Annotated in this window: 13 protein-coding genes and 1 tRNA gene; all 14 read right to left on the bottom strand. The window is 63.2% G+C overall.

Annotated features, from left to right (window positions below; genetic code table 11):
- On the bottom strand, window positions 1-95 hold a 95-nt coding region (locus BMY90_RS11510; RefSeq protein ID WP_038054197.1), incomplete at its 3' end, for a GTP-binding protein.
- Window positions 96-249: 154 nt separating this feature from the next.
- Window positions 250-2367 carry an elongation factor G gene (gene fusA, locus BMY90_RS11515; protein ID WP_008212122.1) on the bottom strand — a complete coding sequence of 706 codons (2118 nt, stop codon included), beginning with the start codon at window positions 2365-2367 and terminating at the stop codon, window positions 250-252.
- A 147-nt stretch (window positions 2368-2514) separates the two neighbouring features.
- Window positions 2515-2982, bottom strand: coding sequence for a 30S ribosomal protein S7 (gene rpsG / locus BMY90_RS11520; RefSeq protein ID WP_008212120.1), 468 nt, complete (start codon window positions 2980-2982; stop codon window positions 2515-2517).
- A 77-nt stretch (window positions 2983-3059) separates the two neighbouring features.
- Window positions 3060-3434, bottom strand: coding sequence for a 30S ribosomal protein S12 (rpsL, locus tag BMY90_RS11525; RefSeq protein ID WP_008212117.1), 375 nt, complete (start codon window positions 3432-3434; stop codon window positions 3060-3062).
- A gap of 178 nt (window positions 3435-3612) precedes the next feature.
- Window positions 3613-7830 carry a DNA-directed RNA polymerase subunit beta' gene (rpoC, locus tag BMY90_RS11530; protein ID WP_092704062.1) on the bottom strand — a complete coding sequence of 1406 codons (4218 nt, stop codon included), beginning with the start codon at window positions 7828-7830 and terminating at the stop codon, window positions 3613-3615.
- 25 nt (window positions 7831-7855) lie between these two features.
- The gene (rpoB, locus tag BMY90_RS11535; protein ID WP_092704093.1) at window positions 7856-12016 is read right to left on the bottom strand and encodes a DNA-directed RNA polymerase subunit beta; all 4161 of its coding nucleotides are present in this window, start codon (window positions 12014-12016) and stop codon (window positions 7856-7858) included.
- Window positions 12017-12241: 225 nt separating this feature from the next.
- The gene (gene rplL / locus BMY90_RS11540) at window positions 12242-12610 is read right to left on the bottom strand and encodes a 50S ribosomal protein L7/L12 (protein WP_008212110.1); all 369 of its coding nucleotides are present in this window, start codon (window positions 12608-12610) and stop codon (window positions 12242-12244) included.
- Window positions 12611-12657: 47 nt separating this feature from the next.
- Complete coding sequence (gene rplJ / locus BMY90_RS11545) at window positions 12658-13191, bottom strand: 50S ribosomal protein L10 (RefSeq protein WP_008212107.1); 534 nt, start codon at window positions 13189-13191, stop codon at window positions 12658-12660.
- 353 nt (window positions 13192-13544) lie between these two features.
- On the bottom strand, window positions 13545-14255 hold the full coding sequence (rplA, locus tag BMY90_RS11550) for a 50S ribosomal protein L1 (protein ID WP_092704064.1): 711 nt from the start codon (window positions 14253-14255) through the stop codon (window positions 13545-13547).
- A 3-nt stretch (window positions 14256-14258) separates the two neighbouring features.
- On the bottom strand, window positions 14259-14687 hold the full coding sequence (gene rplK, locus BMY90_RS11555; protein WP_008212104.1) for a 50S ribosomal protein L11: 429 nt from the start codon (window positions 14685-14687) through the stop codon (window positions 14259-14261).
- Window positions 14688-14952: 265 nt separating this feature from the next.
- The gene (gene nusG, locus BMY90_RS11560; protein ID WP_008212103.1) at window positions 14953-15513 is read right to left on the bottom strand and encodes a transcription termination/antitermination protein NusG; all 561 of its coding nucleotides are present in this window, start codon (window positions 15511-15513) and stop codon (window positions 14953-14955) included.
- A gap of 14 nt (window positions 15514-15527) precedes the next feature.
- Entirely contained in the window at window positions 15528-15917 is a 390-nt protein-coding gene (gene secE, locus BMY90_RS11565) for a preprotein translocase subunit SecE (RefSeq protein WP_092704066.1), read from the bottom strand.
- A gap of 76 nt (window positions 15918-15993) precedes the next feature.
- Window positions 15994-16069 (bottom strand) — tRNA-Trp (locus tag BMY90_RS11570).
- 90 nt (window positions 16070-16159) lie between these two features.
- Window positions 16160-16254, bottom strand: a 95-nt coding sequence (locus BMY90_RS11575; RefSeq protein WP_092704061.1) for an EF-Tu C-terminal domain-related protein, incomplete at its 5' end; no start/stop codon positions are given.

Consider the following 16254-nt stretch of genomic DNA (forward strand, 5'->3'; position numbering starts at 1 on the left):
AGTGCTGCCGTCAGCGTCGTCTTGCCGTGGTCCACGTGACCAATCGTGCCGACGTTGACGTGCGGCTTGGTGCGTTCGAATTTACCCTTTGCCATGACTCAAACCTCTGAGAGAACTAGTCCGATGGTGCGACCTTGGGTCGCCTGATCTGTTGTTTTCGCGATCACCAACGATCGCACCAGCTTTTTTTTGGAAGTGTGGCCAAGAATGACCACCCTTCGCTTGTGCGATCACGGATGATCGCGCGAGTTACGCCTTCTTCATCACCTGCTCGGCAATGTTGTTCGGCGCCTCGGCGTAATGGTCGAATTCCATCGTGAAGGTGGCGCGACCCTGGGTCAGCGAACGAATCGTGGTCGCATAACCGAACATTTCGCCAAGCGGCACCATCGCGTCGATGGTCTTGCCCGACGGCGTATCGTCCTGGCCCTGCAGCAGGCCGCGACGACGGCTCATGTCGCCCATGACGTCACCGACGTAATCCTCCGGCGTGACCACCTCGACCTTCATGATCGGCTCAAGCAGCACCGGGCTCGCCTTGGCAAAGCCCTGCTTGAACGCCATCGAGGCGGCGAGCTTGAACGCCATTTCGGACGAGTCGACGTCGTGGTACGAGCCGAACACCAGCTTGACCTTCACACCCACCACCGGGAAGCCGGCCAGCGGGCCACTGGTGATGGTCTCGCGCAGACCCTTTTCGACCGACGGGATGAATTCCTTCGGGATCACGCCACCGGTGATGTCGTTGATGAACAGGAAATCGTCCTTCACGCCCGGGTTGGCACGGTCCTCGTCGGTCATCGGCGACAGCTCGATCACCACGTGACCGTACTGGCCCTTGCCGCCCGACTGCTTGGCGTGCTTGTAGTCCGACTTCACGTCCGACAGGCGGATCGTTTCGCGGTAGGCCACCTGCGGCTTGCCGACGTTCGCCTCGACATTGAACTCGCGGCGCATGCGGTCGACCATGATGTCCAGGTGCAGCTCACCCATGCCGGAGATGATGGTCTGGCCCGACTCCTCGTCCGTACGCACGCGGAAGGACGGATCTTCCTGCGCCAGGCGGCCCAAGGCGATACCCATCTTTTCCTGGTCGGACTTGGTCTTCGGCTCGACCGCCATCGAAATCACCGGCTCCGGGAAGACCATGCGCTCGAGGATGATCACGTGATCCTGCGCGCACAGCGTGTCGCCGGTGGTGACGTCCTTCAGGCCAACCGCCGAGGCGATGTCGCCCGCGCGCACTTCCTTGATCTCCTGGCGATCATTGGAGTGCATCTGCAGGATGCGACCCACGCGCTCCTTCTTCGACTTGACCGGGTTGTACACCGAGTCGCCCGAATTGAGCACGCCGGAATAGACGCGGAAGAAGGTCAGCGAACCCACGAACGGGTCCGTCATGATCTTGAACGCCAGCGCGGAGAACGGCGCCTTGTCGTCGGCAGTGCGGGACACTTCCTTCTCGCTCTCGTCGACACCAGTCACCGGCGGACGATCGGCCGGCGACGGTAGCAGATGCACCACGGCATCCAGCATCGCCTGCACGCCCTTGTTCTTGAACGCGGTGCCGCAGTAGACCGGGATGATTTCGTTGCCAAGGGTGCGCTGACGCAGACCGCTGACGATTTCGTCGGCGGAAAGGGAGCCTTCCTCAAGGTACTTGTTCATCAACTCTTCGGTGGCTTCGGCAGCCGACTCGACCATGAAGCCATGGGCTTCCTCGGCCTTGGCCTTGAGCTCATCCGGAATCTCGCGATACTCGAACTTCATGCCCTGGGATTCCATGTCCCAGTAAACCGCCTTCATCTGGATGAGGTCGACCACGCCTTCGAAGTTGTCTTCGGCGCCGATCGGCACCACCATCGGCACCGGGCGCGCACCCAGGCGCGACTTCAACTGACCGACCACCTTGTCGAAGTTGGCACCGGTACGGTCCATCTTGTTGACGAAGGCGAGACGCGGCACGCCGTACTTGTTGGCCTGGCGCCACACGGTCTCGGACTGCGGCTGCACGCCGCCCACGGCGCAGAGCACGAACACCGCACCATCGAGCACGCGCAGCGAGCGCTCCACTTCGATGGTGAAGTCAACGTGTCCGGGGGTATCGATGATGTTGAAGCGGTGCTGCGGCAACGAGCCATCCATGCCCTTCCAGAAGCACGTGGTGGCCGCCGAAGTAATGGTGATGCCGCGCTCCTGCTCCTGCTCCATCCAGTCCATCGTGGCCGCACCGTCGTGCACCTCGCCAATCTTGTGACTGACGCCGGTGTAGAACAGGATGCGCTCCGTGGTGGTGGTCTTGCCGGCATCGATGTGGGCCATGATGCCGAAGTTGCGGTAGCGCTCGATAGGAGTGGTGCGTGCCATGGGAATCTATACCTTTGCCGGGCTGCCATGCCCTGTCTGAAGCAGCCGTCGTGGCCACGTCTCTTGTGAAAAGTCCGGCACGAGGCCGGCTTGTTTCCTGATGACTGGTTTTCATCCTGCCGCCACGGGGGCGGCAGGGAAAAACACTTACCAGCGGTAGTGCGAGAACGCCTTGTTGGCCTCGGCCATGCGGTGCGTCTCTTCGCGCTTCTTGATCGCGCCACCACGGTTTTCCGAAGCTTCAAGCAACTCGGCAGCCAGCTTGCGCGGCATCGAGGTTTCGCCACGCTTGCGGGCGGCATCGATGGCCCAGCGCATGGCCAGCGCCATGCGGCGACCCGGACGCACTTCCACCGGCACCTGGTAGGTGGCACCACCGACGCGGCGGGACTTCACCTCGACCGTCGGCGCGATGTTGTTCAGCGCTTTCTCGACCAGAGCCACCGGCTCGGCATTCTTTTCGCCCAGATGATCGAGCGCACCGTAGACGATGCTCTCGGCCACGGACTTCTTGCCGCTCTTCATCACCATGTTGATGAAGCGGGCAATCAGCTGGCTGCCATGCTTGGGATCCGGCAGGATCAGACGGGCGGGATGTGAACCTTTACGCGACATGTGTTGAGTCCGTTATCTTTTTGCGGACATCGTGCCCGCCGGAAAAGCGGCCAACCATGGCCGCACACTTCAATGGATTAGCCCTTCGGGCGCTTGGCGCCGTACTTGGAGCGCGACTGGCGACGCTTGGTCACGCCAGCGCAATCGAGGCTGCCGCGCACGGTGTGATAACGCACACCCGGCAGATCCTTGACGCGGCCGCCGCGAATCAGCACCACCGAGTGCTCCTGCAGGTTGTGGCCTTCGCCACCGATGTAGCTGATGACCTCGTAGCCATTGGTCAGGCGCACCTTGGCAACCTTGCGCAAGGCCGAGTTCGGCTTTTTCGGGGTGGTCGTGTACACGCGCGTGCAGACGCCGCGACGCTGCGGGCTGCTCTGCAAGGCAGGCGAAGCGCTCTTGTAGGTCTTCGGGCTGCGGTTTTTGCGCACCAGTTGATTGACTGTCGTCATGCGAAGCTGTTCCTGGGAAACATAAAGGCAGACCGATGTGATCCGGTCTGCCAAGAAGCGGGAATTTAACATGGGCAGCCCGCCACAGGCAAGCAAAGCCCTGTCATCCCTGACCCGAACACGAGGCGCGTCCCTGCACCTCATTTCGTATGTTCAGCGAGCAATGTCCCGAACGGGTTTACTCGACACCTGCATCTGTACCAACGGGGGCTTCCACATCGGAAGCCGGGGCCACAACGGAGCCGGAAAGCGTTTCGAGCTCTTGGGCGGTGAGACCACCCCGGCGTTGACGCTGCGCGTGGTAAGCCAGACCCGTACCCGCCGGAATCAGCCGACCGACAATAACATTTTCCTTCAGCCCACGCAAGGTGTCACGCGTACCACGGACCGCCGCCTCGGTAAGGACGCGGGTGGTCTCCTGGAACGAGGCCGCCGAGATGAACGACTCGGTAGCCAGCGAGGCCTTGGTGATGCCCAGCAGCACCGACTGGTACTCCGCCGGACGCTCGCCCTTGGCCACGGCGCGGTCGTTTTCCTCGTTGATGCGCACGCGCTCGACCTGTTCGCCGCGCAGGTAGTGGCTTTCGCCCGGTTCGGTGATCTCGACCTTGCGCAGCATCTGGCGAATGATCGCCTCGATGTGCTTGTCGTTGATCTTCACGCCCTGCAGTCGATAGACGTCCTGGATTTCCTTGACCAGGTAGGCCGCCAGCGGCTCCACGCCGAGCAGGCGCAGGATGTCGTGCGGGCTCGGCTCGCCGTCCACCACGGTCTCGCCCTTCTCCACGTGCTCGCCTTCGAACACGATGACCTGACGCCACTTCGGAATCAGTTCCTCGTGCTCGTTGCCGTCCACGTCCTTGATGATCAGGCGCTGCTTGCCCTTGGTGTCCTTGCCGAAGCTGATCACGCCGGAGCGCTCGGCCAGGATCGCCGGCTCCTTCGGCTTGCGCGCCTCGAACAGATCGGCCACGCGCGGCAGACCGCCGGTGATGTCGCGGGTCTTCGAGGTTTCCTGCGGGATACGTGCCACCACGTCGCCCACGCCCACTTCGACACCGTTCTGGATCGACACGATCGCGCCGGCGGGCAGGAAGTACTGCGCCGGCACGTCGGTGCCCGGCAGCTTCAGCTCGCGGCCCTTGGCATCTTCCAGACGCACGATCGGACGCAGATCCTTGGCCGCCGTACCGCGACGCTTCGGATCGGTGACCACCGCCGACTCCAGGCCGGTGAGCTCGTCGGTCTGGCTCTGCACGGTGACGCCATCGAGGAAGTCGATGAAGCGCACGGTACCGGCCACTTCCGAGACGATCGGATGGGTATGCGGATCCCAGTTGGCCACGGTCTGGCCAGCCTTCACTGCCGCACCATCCTTGACCGCGATGGTGGCGCCGTACGGCACCTTGTAGCGCTCGCGCTCGCGGCCGTTGGCGTCGATGACCGACACTTCGCCCGAACGCGACACCGCCACCAGGTGACCCTGGTTGTGCTGCACGGTCTTGAGGTTGTTGAACTTCAGCGTACCGGTGGTCTTCACCGACACGTTGTCCACCGCCGCCGCACGCGAAGCCGCGCCACCGATGTGGAACGTACGCATGGTCAGCTGGGTGCCGGGCTCGCCGATCGACTGCGCTGCCACCACGCCCACGGCTTCACCCATGTTGACCAGGTGGCCACGGGCCAGGTCGCGGCCGTAGCACAGTGCGCACACGCCATGGCTGGCCTGGCAGGTGATCGGCGAACGCACCTTGATCAACTGCACGCCGGCCTGGTCGAGCTTCTCGACCATGGCTTCGTCCAGCAAGGTGTCGCGCAGCACGATCGGCTGGTCGTCGTCGCCGGGGGCGTAGACGTCCTCGACGGCCACACGACCCAGCACGCGATCGCGCAACGGCTCGACCACGTCGCCGCCTTCGACGATCGGCTGCATCAGGACGCCGTCCTCGGTGCCGCAATCGTCCGTGGTGATCACCACGTCTTGCGCCACGTCGACCAGGCGGCGGGTCAGGTAACCGGAGTTCGCGGTCTTCAGCGCCGTATCCGCCAGACCCTTTCGAGCACCGTGGGTGGAGTTGAAGTACTGCAGCACGTTCAGGCCTTCGCGGAAGTTCGCCTTGATGGGCGTCTCGATGATCGAGCCATCGGGACGTGCCATCAGGCCACGCATGCCGGCGAGCTGGCGAATCTGCGCCACCGAGCCACGCGCGCCGGAGTCAGCCATGATGTACAGCGAGTTCATCGACTTCTGGTTGACTGTCTTGCCGTCGGCGTCGGTCACCTTCTCGGTACCGATGCCGTCGATCATCGCCTTGGCGACCAGTTCGTTGGTGCGCGACCAGATGTCGACCACCTTGTTGTAACGCTCGCCGGCCGTCACCAAACCCGACTGGTACTGCTGCTGGATTTCGACGACTTCCTTCTCGGCTTCCTCGAGGATGCCCTTCTTCTCGGCCGGGATGATCATGTCATCGATACCGATCGAGATGCCCGCGCGGGTAGCGAAGCGGTAGCCGGTGTACATCAGCTGATCCGCGAACACCACCGTCTCCTTCAGGCCGAGGCGACGGTAGCAGGCGTTGATCAGGCGCGAGATGGCCTTCTTCGACAGCTCCGTATTGGCCAGCTTGAACGGCAGGCCCTCGGGCAGGATTTCGAGCAGCAGCGCACGACCCACGGTGGTTTCCACCAGCGCGGTTTCAGTGGTACGCGTGCCGTCCTCGGCGATGTCCACCTGCTTGATGCGTACCTTGACCTTGGCGTGCAACTGCACGGCACGGTTGTCGTAGGCGCGACGCACTTCGGCAATGCCGGAGAACACCATGCCGGCGCCCTTCGCATTGATCAGCTCGCGGGTCATGTAGTACAGGCCCAGCACCACGTCCTGGGTCGGCACGATGATCGGCTCGCCGTTGGCCGGCGACAGGATGTTGTTGGTCGCCATCATCAAGGTACGCGCTTCCAGCTGCGCCTCGATCGACAACGGCACGTGCACGGCCATCTGGTCACCGTCGAAGTCCGCGTTGAACGCGGTACAGACCAGCGGATGCAGCTGGATGGCCTTGCCTTCGATCAGCTTCGGCTCGAACGCCTGGATGCCCAGACGATGCAGCGTCGGCGCACGGTTCAGCAGCACCGGATGCTCGCGGATGACATCTTCCAGGATGTCCCAGACCATCGGCTCTTCGCGCTCGACCAGCTTCTTCGCCGCCTTGATGGTGGTGGCTTCGCCACGCGCCTGCAGCTTGGCGAAGATGAACGGCTTGAACAATTCAAGCGCCATCTTCTTGGGCAGGCCGCACTGGTGCAGGCGCAGGGTCGGACCGACCACGATCACCGAACGACCGGAGTAATCCACGCGCTTGCCGAGCAGGTTCTGGCGGAACCGGCCCTGCTTGCCCTTGATCATGTCGGCCAGCGACTTCAGCGCACGCTTGTTGGTGCCGGTGATGGCACGACCGCGACGACCGTTGTCCAGCAGCGCGTCCACCGACTCCTGCAACATGCGCTTCTCGTTGCGCACGATGATGTCCGGCGCGCTGAGTTCAAGCAGGCGCTTCAGGCGGTTGTTGCGGTTGATGACGCGGCGGTACAGGTCATTCAGATCGGACGTGGCAAACCGGCCACCATCCAGCGGCACCAGCGGACGCAGGTCCGGCGGCAGCACGGGAAGCACGGTCAGCACCATCCACTCCGGCTTGTTGCCGGATTCCAGGAACGCCTCGATCAGCTTCACGCGCTTGGTGAGGCGCTTGAGCTTGGTCTCCGAACCGGTGGAGGCGATCTCTTCCTTCAGGCGGATCACTTCACCCGGCAGGTCCAGCGACTTCAGCAGCTCGTAGACGGCCTCGGCACCCATGCGGGCGTCGAACTCGTCACCGTGCTCCTCGACCGCTTCCAGGTACTGGTCTTCGTTGAGCATCTGGCCGCGCTCGAGCGCAGTCATGCCCGGATCGATGACCACGAAGGCCTCGAAGTACAGGATGCGCTCGATGTCACGCAGGGTCATGTCCAGCATCAGGCCGATGCGCGACGGCAGCGACTTGAGGAACCAGATGTGCGCGGTCGGGCTGGCCAGCTCGATGTGGCCCATGCGCTCGCGGCGCACCTTGGCCAGCGTCACTTCCGTGCCGCACTTCTCGCAGACCACGCCACGATGCTTCATGCGCTTGTACTTGCCGCACAGGCACTCGTAGTCCTTCACCGGTCCGAAGATGGCGGCGCAGAACAGGCCGTCACGCTCCGGCTTGAAGGTGCGGTAGTTGATCGTTTCCGGCTTCTTCACTTCGCCGTACGACCACGAGCGGATCAGCTCCGGCGATGCCAACGCGATCTTGATCGCGTCGAACTCCGGCGTCACGCGCTGCTGGTTGAACAGATTGAGCAAGTCTTTCATGCGAAATCTCCTGTGGCCGCGCGGCTCACTTGACTTCTTCCAGGTCGATGTCGATACCGAGCGAGCGGATTTCCTTCACCAGCACGTTGAAGGATTCCGGCATGCCCGCCGACATCTCGTGGTTTCCGTCGACAATGTTCTTGTACATCTGGTTGCGACCCTGCACGTCATCGGACTTCACCGTCAGCATTTCCTGCAGGGTGTAGGCCGCGCCGTAGGCTTCCAGCGCCCAGACTTCCATTTCGCCGAAGCGCTGGCCGCCGAACTGCGCCTTGCCGCCCAACGGCTGCTGGGTGACCAGCGAGTACGGACCGGTGGAACGCGCGTGCATCTTGTCGTCGACCAGATGATGCAGCTTCAGGTAATGCATGTAGCCCACGGTGACCGGGCGATCGAACGCCTCGCCGGTACGGCCGTCGTACAGCATGGTCTGCCCCGACTCGGGCAGATCCGCCAGCTTCAGCATCGCCTTGATCTCGGTTTCCTCGGCGCCGTCGAACACCGGCGTGGCCATCGGCACGCCTTCCTGCAGGTTGTTCGCCAGCGTGAAGATTTCCTCGTCGGTGAGCGACTTCAGGTCGACATGCTGCACCGCGCCGGAGACGTGGTGGTTGTAGATCTGGTCGAGGAAGGCACGGATCTTGGCGACCTTCTCCTGGGCCTCGAGCATCTTCTGGATCTTCTTGCCCAGGCCCTTGGCGGCCCAGCCCAGATGCACTTCCAGAATCTGGCCGATGTTCATGCGCGAAGGCACGCCCAGCGGATTAAGCACGATGTCGACCGGCACGCCGTCGGCGGAGTACGGCATATCTTCCACCGGCACCACATTGGACACCACGCCCTTGTTGCCGTGGCGGCCGGCCATCTTGTCGCCCGGCTGGATGCGGCGCTTCACGGCCAGGAACACCTTGACCATCTTCAGCACGCCCGGAGCCAGATCGTCGCCCTGGGTGATCTTGGCCTGCTTCTCCTTGAAGCGCTTGTCGAACTCCTCCTTGTGGCGCTTGACCTGGTCGGCCGCACGCTCGAGGAATTCCATCACCTCCTCGTCCTTGACGTTGATCTTGAACCAGTCGTCCTTCTTCAGGCCGTCAAGATAGGCGTCGGTGATCTCGGTACCGCGCTTGAGGCCACCCGGACCGCTCATCGCGGGCTTGCCGACGAGCTGGGTGCGCATGCGGTTGAAGATCGCGCCTTCGAGGATGCGGAACTGGTCGTCGAAGTCCTTGCGGATGCGCTTGATCTCGGTTTCCTCGATCTGGCGCGCGCGCTTGTCCTTCTCGATGCCGTCGCGGGTGAATACCTGCACGTCGATGACGGTGCCGTCCATGCCCGGCGACACGCGCAGCGAGCTGTCCTTCACGTCGGACGCCTTCTCGCCAAAGATCGCGCGCAGCAACTTCTCTTCCGGGGTCAGTTGGCTCTCGCCCTTCGGCGTGACCTTGCCGACCAGGATGTCGCCCGCCTTCACTTCCGCACCGATGTAGACGATGCCGGACTCGTCCAGGCGCGCCAGCGCCTGTTCGCCCACGTTCGGGATGTCGGCGGTGATTTCCTCGGCGCCCAGCTTGGTGTCGCGCGCAACGCAGGCCAGCTCCTCGATGTGGATCGAGGTGTAGCGGTCTTCCTGCACGACGCGCTCGGAGAGCAGGATCGAGTCTTCGAAGTTGTAACCGTTCCACGGCATGAACGCGATCAGCATGTTCTGGCCGAGCGCGAGCTCGCCCAGGTCGGTCGACGAACCGTCGGCCAGCGTATCGCCCACTGCCACGATGTCACCCACGTTCACCAGCGGGCGCTGGTTGAGGTTGGTGTTCTGGTTGGAGCGGGTGTACTTGGTCAGCGTGTAGATGTCGACGCCGGCATCGTTGTCGCCGACTTCGTCTTCGTGCACACGCACCACGATACGGCCCGCGTCGACCTGGTCGATCACGCCGCCGCGCTTGGCGGAGATGATGACGCCCGAGTCACGCGCCACCGCGCGCTCGATGCCGGTGCCGACCAGCGGCGCCTGCGAACGCAACGTCGGCACGGCCTGGCGCTGCATGTTCGCGCCCATCAGTGCGCGGTTCGCGTCATCGTGCTCGAGGAACGGCACCAGCGCCGCCGCCACCGACACGGTCTGCATCGGCGAGACGTCCATGTAGTCGACTTCGGACGCCGGGCGCAGCTCGGACTCGCCGCGGAAACGGCAGGACACGAATTCCTCAAGGAACGCGCCGTGCTTGTCCAGCGGCGAGTTCGCCTGCGCGATCACGTGGTCGCCTTCCTCGATCGCCGACAGGTAGTCCACCTTGTCGGTGACCTTGCCGCTCGCCACCTTGCGGTACGGCGTCTCCAGGAAGCCGTACTGGTTGGTGCGGGCGTACACGGCCAGCGAGTTGATCAGGCCGATGTTCGGGCCTTCCGGCGTTTCGATGGTGCAGACGCGGCCGTAATGGGTCGGATGCACGTCGCGCACTTCGAAGCCGGCACGCTCGCGGGTCAGACCGCCGGGTCCAAGCGCCGACACGCGGCGCTTGTGGGTGACTTCCGACAGCGGGTTGTTCTGGTCCATGAACTGGGACAGCTGCGAGGAGCCAAAGAACTCCTTCACGGCTGCCGCCACCGGCTTGGCATTGATCAGGTCCTGCGGGGTCAGGCCATCGGCCTCGGCCAGCGACAGGCGCTCGCGCACGGCGCGCTCCACGCGGACCAGGCCGATGCGGAAGGTGTTCTCGGCCATTTCGCCGACCGAACGCACGCGACGGTTGCCCAGGTGGTCGATGTCATCGACGGTGCCATGACCGTTCTTGATGTCGATCAGCACCTTCAGCACGTCCAGGATGTCGGACGTTTCGCCCTGCTCCTTGACCAGGTTCTGCGCCACGTCTTCCTTGCGATCGGCAAAGTACTTGTGGTCGTACAGCACGCCCGGGCCCAGGATCTCCTTGCGGCCCACGCGACGGTTGAACTTCATCCGGCCCACGCCCGACAGGTCGTAGCGATCGAAGGTGAAGAACAGGTTGTAGAACAGGTTCTGCGCGGCGTCCTTGGTCGGCGGCTCGCCCGGACGCATCATGCGATAGATCTCCACCAGCGCCTCCAGCGGCGTCTTGGTGTTGTCGATGCGCAGGGTGTGCGAGATGTAGGCGCCGCGATCGAGGTCGTTGACGTACAGCGTCGGCAGCTTCTCGATGCCGGCCTTGCGGAAGGCTTCGATCTGCTCGGCGGTGATTTCGTCATTGGCCGAAGCCAACAGTTCGCCGGTCTGCGGGTCGACGATGTCGATGGCCAGGATGCGGCCCACCGGATAGTCGTCCGGCACTTCCAGCGCCGAGATGTTCTCAGCCGCCAGTTGGCGCACGTGGCGCGCGGTGATGCGCTTGCCGGCTTCCACCAGCACCTTGTCGCCCACGGTCAGGTCGAAGGTCAGCGTCTCGCCGCGCAGGCGCTCGGCGACGAGCTCCAGCGTGGTGCCACCCTTCTTGCCGAGATGGAACACGTTGTGCTCGAAGAAGATGCCCAGCATCTCCTCGTTGTTGTAACCGAGCGCGCGCAGCAGCACCGTCACCGGCAGCTTGCGGCGACGGTCGATGCGGGTGAACAGCGCATCCTTCGGGTCGAACTCGAAGTCGAGCCACGAACCGCGGTAGGGAATCACGCGGGCCGAGAACAGCAACTTGCCCGAGCTGTGCGTCTTGCCGCGATCGTGGTCGAAGAACACGCCCGGCGAACGATGCAGCTGCGAGACGATGACGCGCTCGGTGCCGTTGATGATGAAGGTGCCGGTGTCGGTCATGAGCGGAATCTCGCCCATGTAGACCTCCTGCTCCTTCACGTACTTGACCGCCTTGCGCGAGGCCGGGCTGTCCTTGTCGTAGATGACCAGGCGCACGGTGACGCGCAGCGGCGCACCGTAGCTCATGCCGCGGCTGCGGCACTCACGCTCGTCGAACGCAGGTTCGCCCAGACGGTAGTCGACGTACTCAAGTGCGGCGTTGCCCGAATAGCTGGAAATCGGGAACACCGACTTCAGCGCGGCGTGCAGACCCTTCTCGGCACGCTGCTTGGGCGTGACATGTTCTTGCAGGAACTCCCGGTAGGAGTCGGTCTGGATCGTCAGCAGGTTCGGCACGCCCAGTACGGGTGGACGCTTGCCGAAATCCTTGCGGATACGCTTCTTCTCGGTAAACGAGTAGGTCATGGTGGGTACCGCCTCGGTTCGCAGTGACGCCGGTGGTGCACGCACCGGCTAAATTGGGAAATCGGGAATCGAGAATGGGGAATCGGTCAGGCCGGCAACGGCGTACTGGACGACGATTCCCTATTCTCCATTCCCCATTCCTTCAAAAAACAGGCAAAGCCCGGGAGCTTACGCCCCCAGGCTTGCTTGACGCTGGATCAAACTGACAGCGCGCAAGGGCGCCGATTACTTCAGTTCGACCGTGGCGCCGGCAGCTTCCAGATCCTTCTTGAACTTCTCGGCATCTTCCTTGGAAGCCGCTTCCTTCACGACGCCGCCAGCTTCGGTCAGGTCCTTCGCTTCCTTCAGACCCAGGCCGGTGATGGCACGAACGGCCTTGATCACCTCGACCTTCTTGTCGCCGGGGCTCTTCAGGATCACGTCGAACTCGGTCTGCGCTTCGGCAGCCGGAGCAGCGGCGCCGGCGGCAGCCACGGCCACCGGGGCAGCAGCGGACACGCCGAACTTCTCTTCGATGGCCTTCACCAGCTCCATCACTTCCATGAGCGACTTGGCGGCGACGGCGTCAACGATCTCTTCGTTGGTCAGGGACATTTTGATTTACCTCTGGAAATGGATTCGGTTTTAAGTAATCGGCGAAATCAGGCAGGTTCGGCTTCAGCCGGTGCTTCGGCGGCAACTTCGCCACCACCCTGCTGATCGGCCACGGCCTTGACGGCACGGGCGAACATCGCGGCCGGTTCGGCCAGCACGCGGGCCAGCATGGCCAGCGCCTCGTCACGGGTCGGCAGCGAGGCCAGCACGTCAACGTGCGCGGCCGGCAGCAGCTTGCCTTCCACCGAGACGACTTTCGCCTTCAGCTTGTCGTTGCCCTTGGCAAATTCCTTGATCAGACGCCCGGCAGCACCGGGTTCTTCCGTCGAGAATGCGTACAGCAGCGGACCGACCAGGGCGTCCTTGACGACCTCGAATTCGGTACCGGCCACGGCGCGCGACGCCAGCGTGTTCTTGACAACTTTCAGAAACACGCCGGACTCGCGGGCCTTCTTGCGCATCGCGGTCATCTGTTCGACCGTGGTGCCCGCATACTCGGCAGCGACCAGGGAGTGAGCCTTCGCGGCAACCTCTGCCAGCTCGGCGACTACTTCTTTCTTCTGTGACAGATTGAGAGCCATTGCACTCCTCCAAATGAACTCCGCTCACGGCTCCTGCCGCTTGCGGTCCTGGGCGACGCCATCCGTGACGTCGGGGACACTTGAGCATCCCGGGTGGTGGCCTTTCCAGAACAAAATCGAACACATTCCAGAAGGGACTGCACCATCTGCGCAGGTCGGCTCCATGAGGAACCCGATTAAGCGACCTCGCTTGCCACGACGGCGATTCCCTGCCGTTTGCGAGCTCCCTGCCCGTCGTCGTGGCGCGCCTGTCGCGCCTGCGGTCTTTGACGGCGGCCGCGGCCGCATTGGCCGTGGCTACCCTCAAAAACTGCCTGCGCACCCGTCAAGGCACGCAGGACTTGGTTCTTGCCTTACTTCGCGGCCGCCGTGGACAGCGACGAGGTATCGACGGTCACGCCGACGCCCATCGTGCTGGACAGGGCAATCTTCTGCAGGTACTGGCCCTTGGCGGTAGACGGCTTGGCCTTCAGCAGGTCGGCGATCAGCGCGTTCAGGTTGTCCGCGAGCTGGGCCGCATCGAAGCTGGCCTTGCCGATGGTGGCGTGGATGATGCCCGCCTTGTCGTTGCGGAACTTCACCTGGCCGGCCTTGGCATTCTTGACCGCGGTGGCGACGTCGGCGGTGACCGAGCCGTCCTTCGGGTTCGGCATCAGGCCACGCGGGCCAAGCAGCTGACCCAGCTTGCCGACCACGCGCATCGCGTCCGGCGTGGCGATCACGCGACCGAAGTCGAGATCACCGCCCTGCATGCGCTCGGCCAGGTCGTCCATGCCGACGGCATCGGCACCGGCGGCCTTGGCGGCCTCGGCCTTCTCGCCCGCCGGGCAGAACACCGCGACCTTGATGGTCTTGCCGGTACCGTGCGGCAGCAGCGAGCTACCGCGCACACCCTGGTCCGACTTCTTCGCATCGATGCCCAGACGCACAGCCACGTCCACCGACTCGGCGAACTTCGCCTTGGCGTTGTCCTTGACGATCTTCAGGGCATCTTCCAGGGCGTAGAACTTGCCCGGCTGCACCGCGGCCTGGGCCGCCTTCAAACGCTTCGTGAGCTTTGCCATGTCTTAACCCTCCACCACAAGGCCCATGCTGCGGGCGCTACCGGCAATGGTGCGCACCGCGGCGTCCAGATCGGCAGCCGTCAGATCCGGCTCCTTCTGCTTGGCGATATCTTCGAGCTGCTTGCGGGTGATCTTGCCGACCTTGTCGGTGTTCGGCTTGGGCGAACCCTTGGCGACACCGGTGGCCTTCTTGATCAGGATCGTTGCAGGCGGGGTCTTGGTGATGAAGGTGAAGCTGCGATCGGAGTACGCCGTGATCACGGTGGGAATCGGCAGACCCGGCTCCAGCTTCTGCGTGGCGGCATTGAACGCCTTGCAGAATTCCATGATGTTCAGACCGCGCTGACCCAGGGCCGGGCCCACGGGCGGCGACGGGTTGGCCTGACCGGCCTTGACCTGCAGCTTGATGTAACCGACAACTTTCTTTGCCATTGGCTTTTTCCTCGCGAGTCCAGGCGCCTTGCGGCTCCTCGCGGCAACCATCCTTGCGTGGGAGGGAAACCCGCCATCCTGCGGATTTCTGAAACACGGACACGCCGGATCGAAAGATCCCGGCGTGAACCGCGCAGTTTAAAGAGTGACCAAGTTTTAAGCAAGCCCCGTGCCCGAAAGAGCAGGAGTAAGCGAAGAGGAGTGAGAAGTGAGAGAGAGCAGGCTTTCTCTCACTTCTCACTCCTCTCGACTATCTTCTCGCTCTTCAGGCCTTCTCGACTTGCCCGAACTCCAGTTCAACTGGAGTGGAGCGGCCGAAGATCAGCACCGCCACGCGCAGGCGGCTCTTCTCGTAGTTGACTTCCTCGACCACGCCATTGAAGTCGTTGAACGGGCCTTCGGTGACACGCACCATCTCGCCCGGCTCGAACAGCACCTTGGGCCTAGGCTTCTCGACGCCTTCGCGCACGCGGCTGAGAATGGTGTCAGCCTCGCTGTCGCGGATCGGCAACGGCTTGTCGGCGGTACCACCGATGAAGCCCATCACCTTCGGCGTCTCCTTGACCAGATGCCAGCACTCGTCATCGATGCGCGGCGCCTTGCCCTCGGTGTTGGTCTCGATCTGCACCAGCACGTAACCCGGGAAGAACTTGCGCTCGCTGCGACGCTTCTGGCCGCCACGCATTTCGATCACTTCCTCGGTCGGCACCAGCACTTCGCCGAACTTCTCTTCCATGCCGGCGCGCTTGATGCGCTCGTCCAGCGAACGCTTTACCTGGTTCTCGAAGCCCGAATAGGCATGGACCACATACCAACGCTTGCTCATGCCTTGTACCTCTGTCAGCCCAGTTTCAGCAGCCAGTCGAGAATGACCGACTTCAGGATCAGATCGATCAGCCCCAGCAGCAGCGACAACACGATCGTCACCGCAATGATGATGGCGGTGGTCTTGATGGTCTCTTCCCGCGTGGGCCAGACCACCTTGCGCATTTCGAACTGCGATTCGGCAATGTAGTTGCGCACACGCCGCCCCGGCCCGGTGAAGGCACCGATGGCCAGCGCCACGACCAGCCCGACGAGCAGGCCGATCAGTCGAACCGGCTGCGGGACGTTGCCGTTACCCAGCCACGTGTAGGCCACGATGACAGCCACCAGGATCACGGCTGCCAGCGTCAGCTTGCCGATATCCCCGGCGCTCGCGCCCTTGGTCTGTTCCGCCTTGGTATTCATGCGCATCGTGCGGAGCCATTCGCCCGGACGACTCTTGGGCCGTCCCACCAATGTTCCGCCATCGTTCCTCGGAAGATGGCACGCCAGGAGGGACTCGAACCCCCAACCTGCGGTTTTGGAGACCGCTGCTCTGCCAATTGAGCTACTGGCGTACGTTGCTTGAGCTTTAAACACGACGGCGAGCGGCCTGAACCGCTCGCCCTCGCGACCTTCATTCCATCACGTTGCCGCGACGGCCAATGTTACTTGATGACCTTGGCAACCACGCCGGCGCCCACGGTGCGGCCGCCTTCGCGAATCGCGAAACGCAGGCCGTCGTCCATCGCGATCGGGTGGA

Origin of the sequence: Rhodanobacter glycinis, from assembly GCF_900114325.1 — a bacterium.
GTDB classification, from domain to species: domain Bacteria; phylum Pseudomonadota; class Gammaproteobacteria; order Xanthomonadales; family Rhodanobacteraceae; genus Rhodanobacter_A; species Rhodanobacter_A glycinis.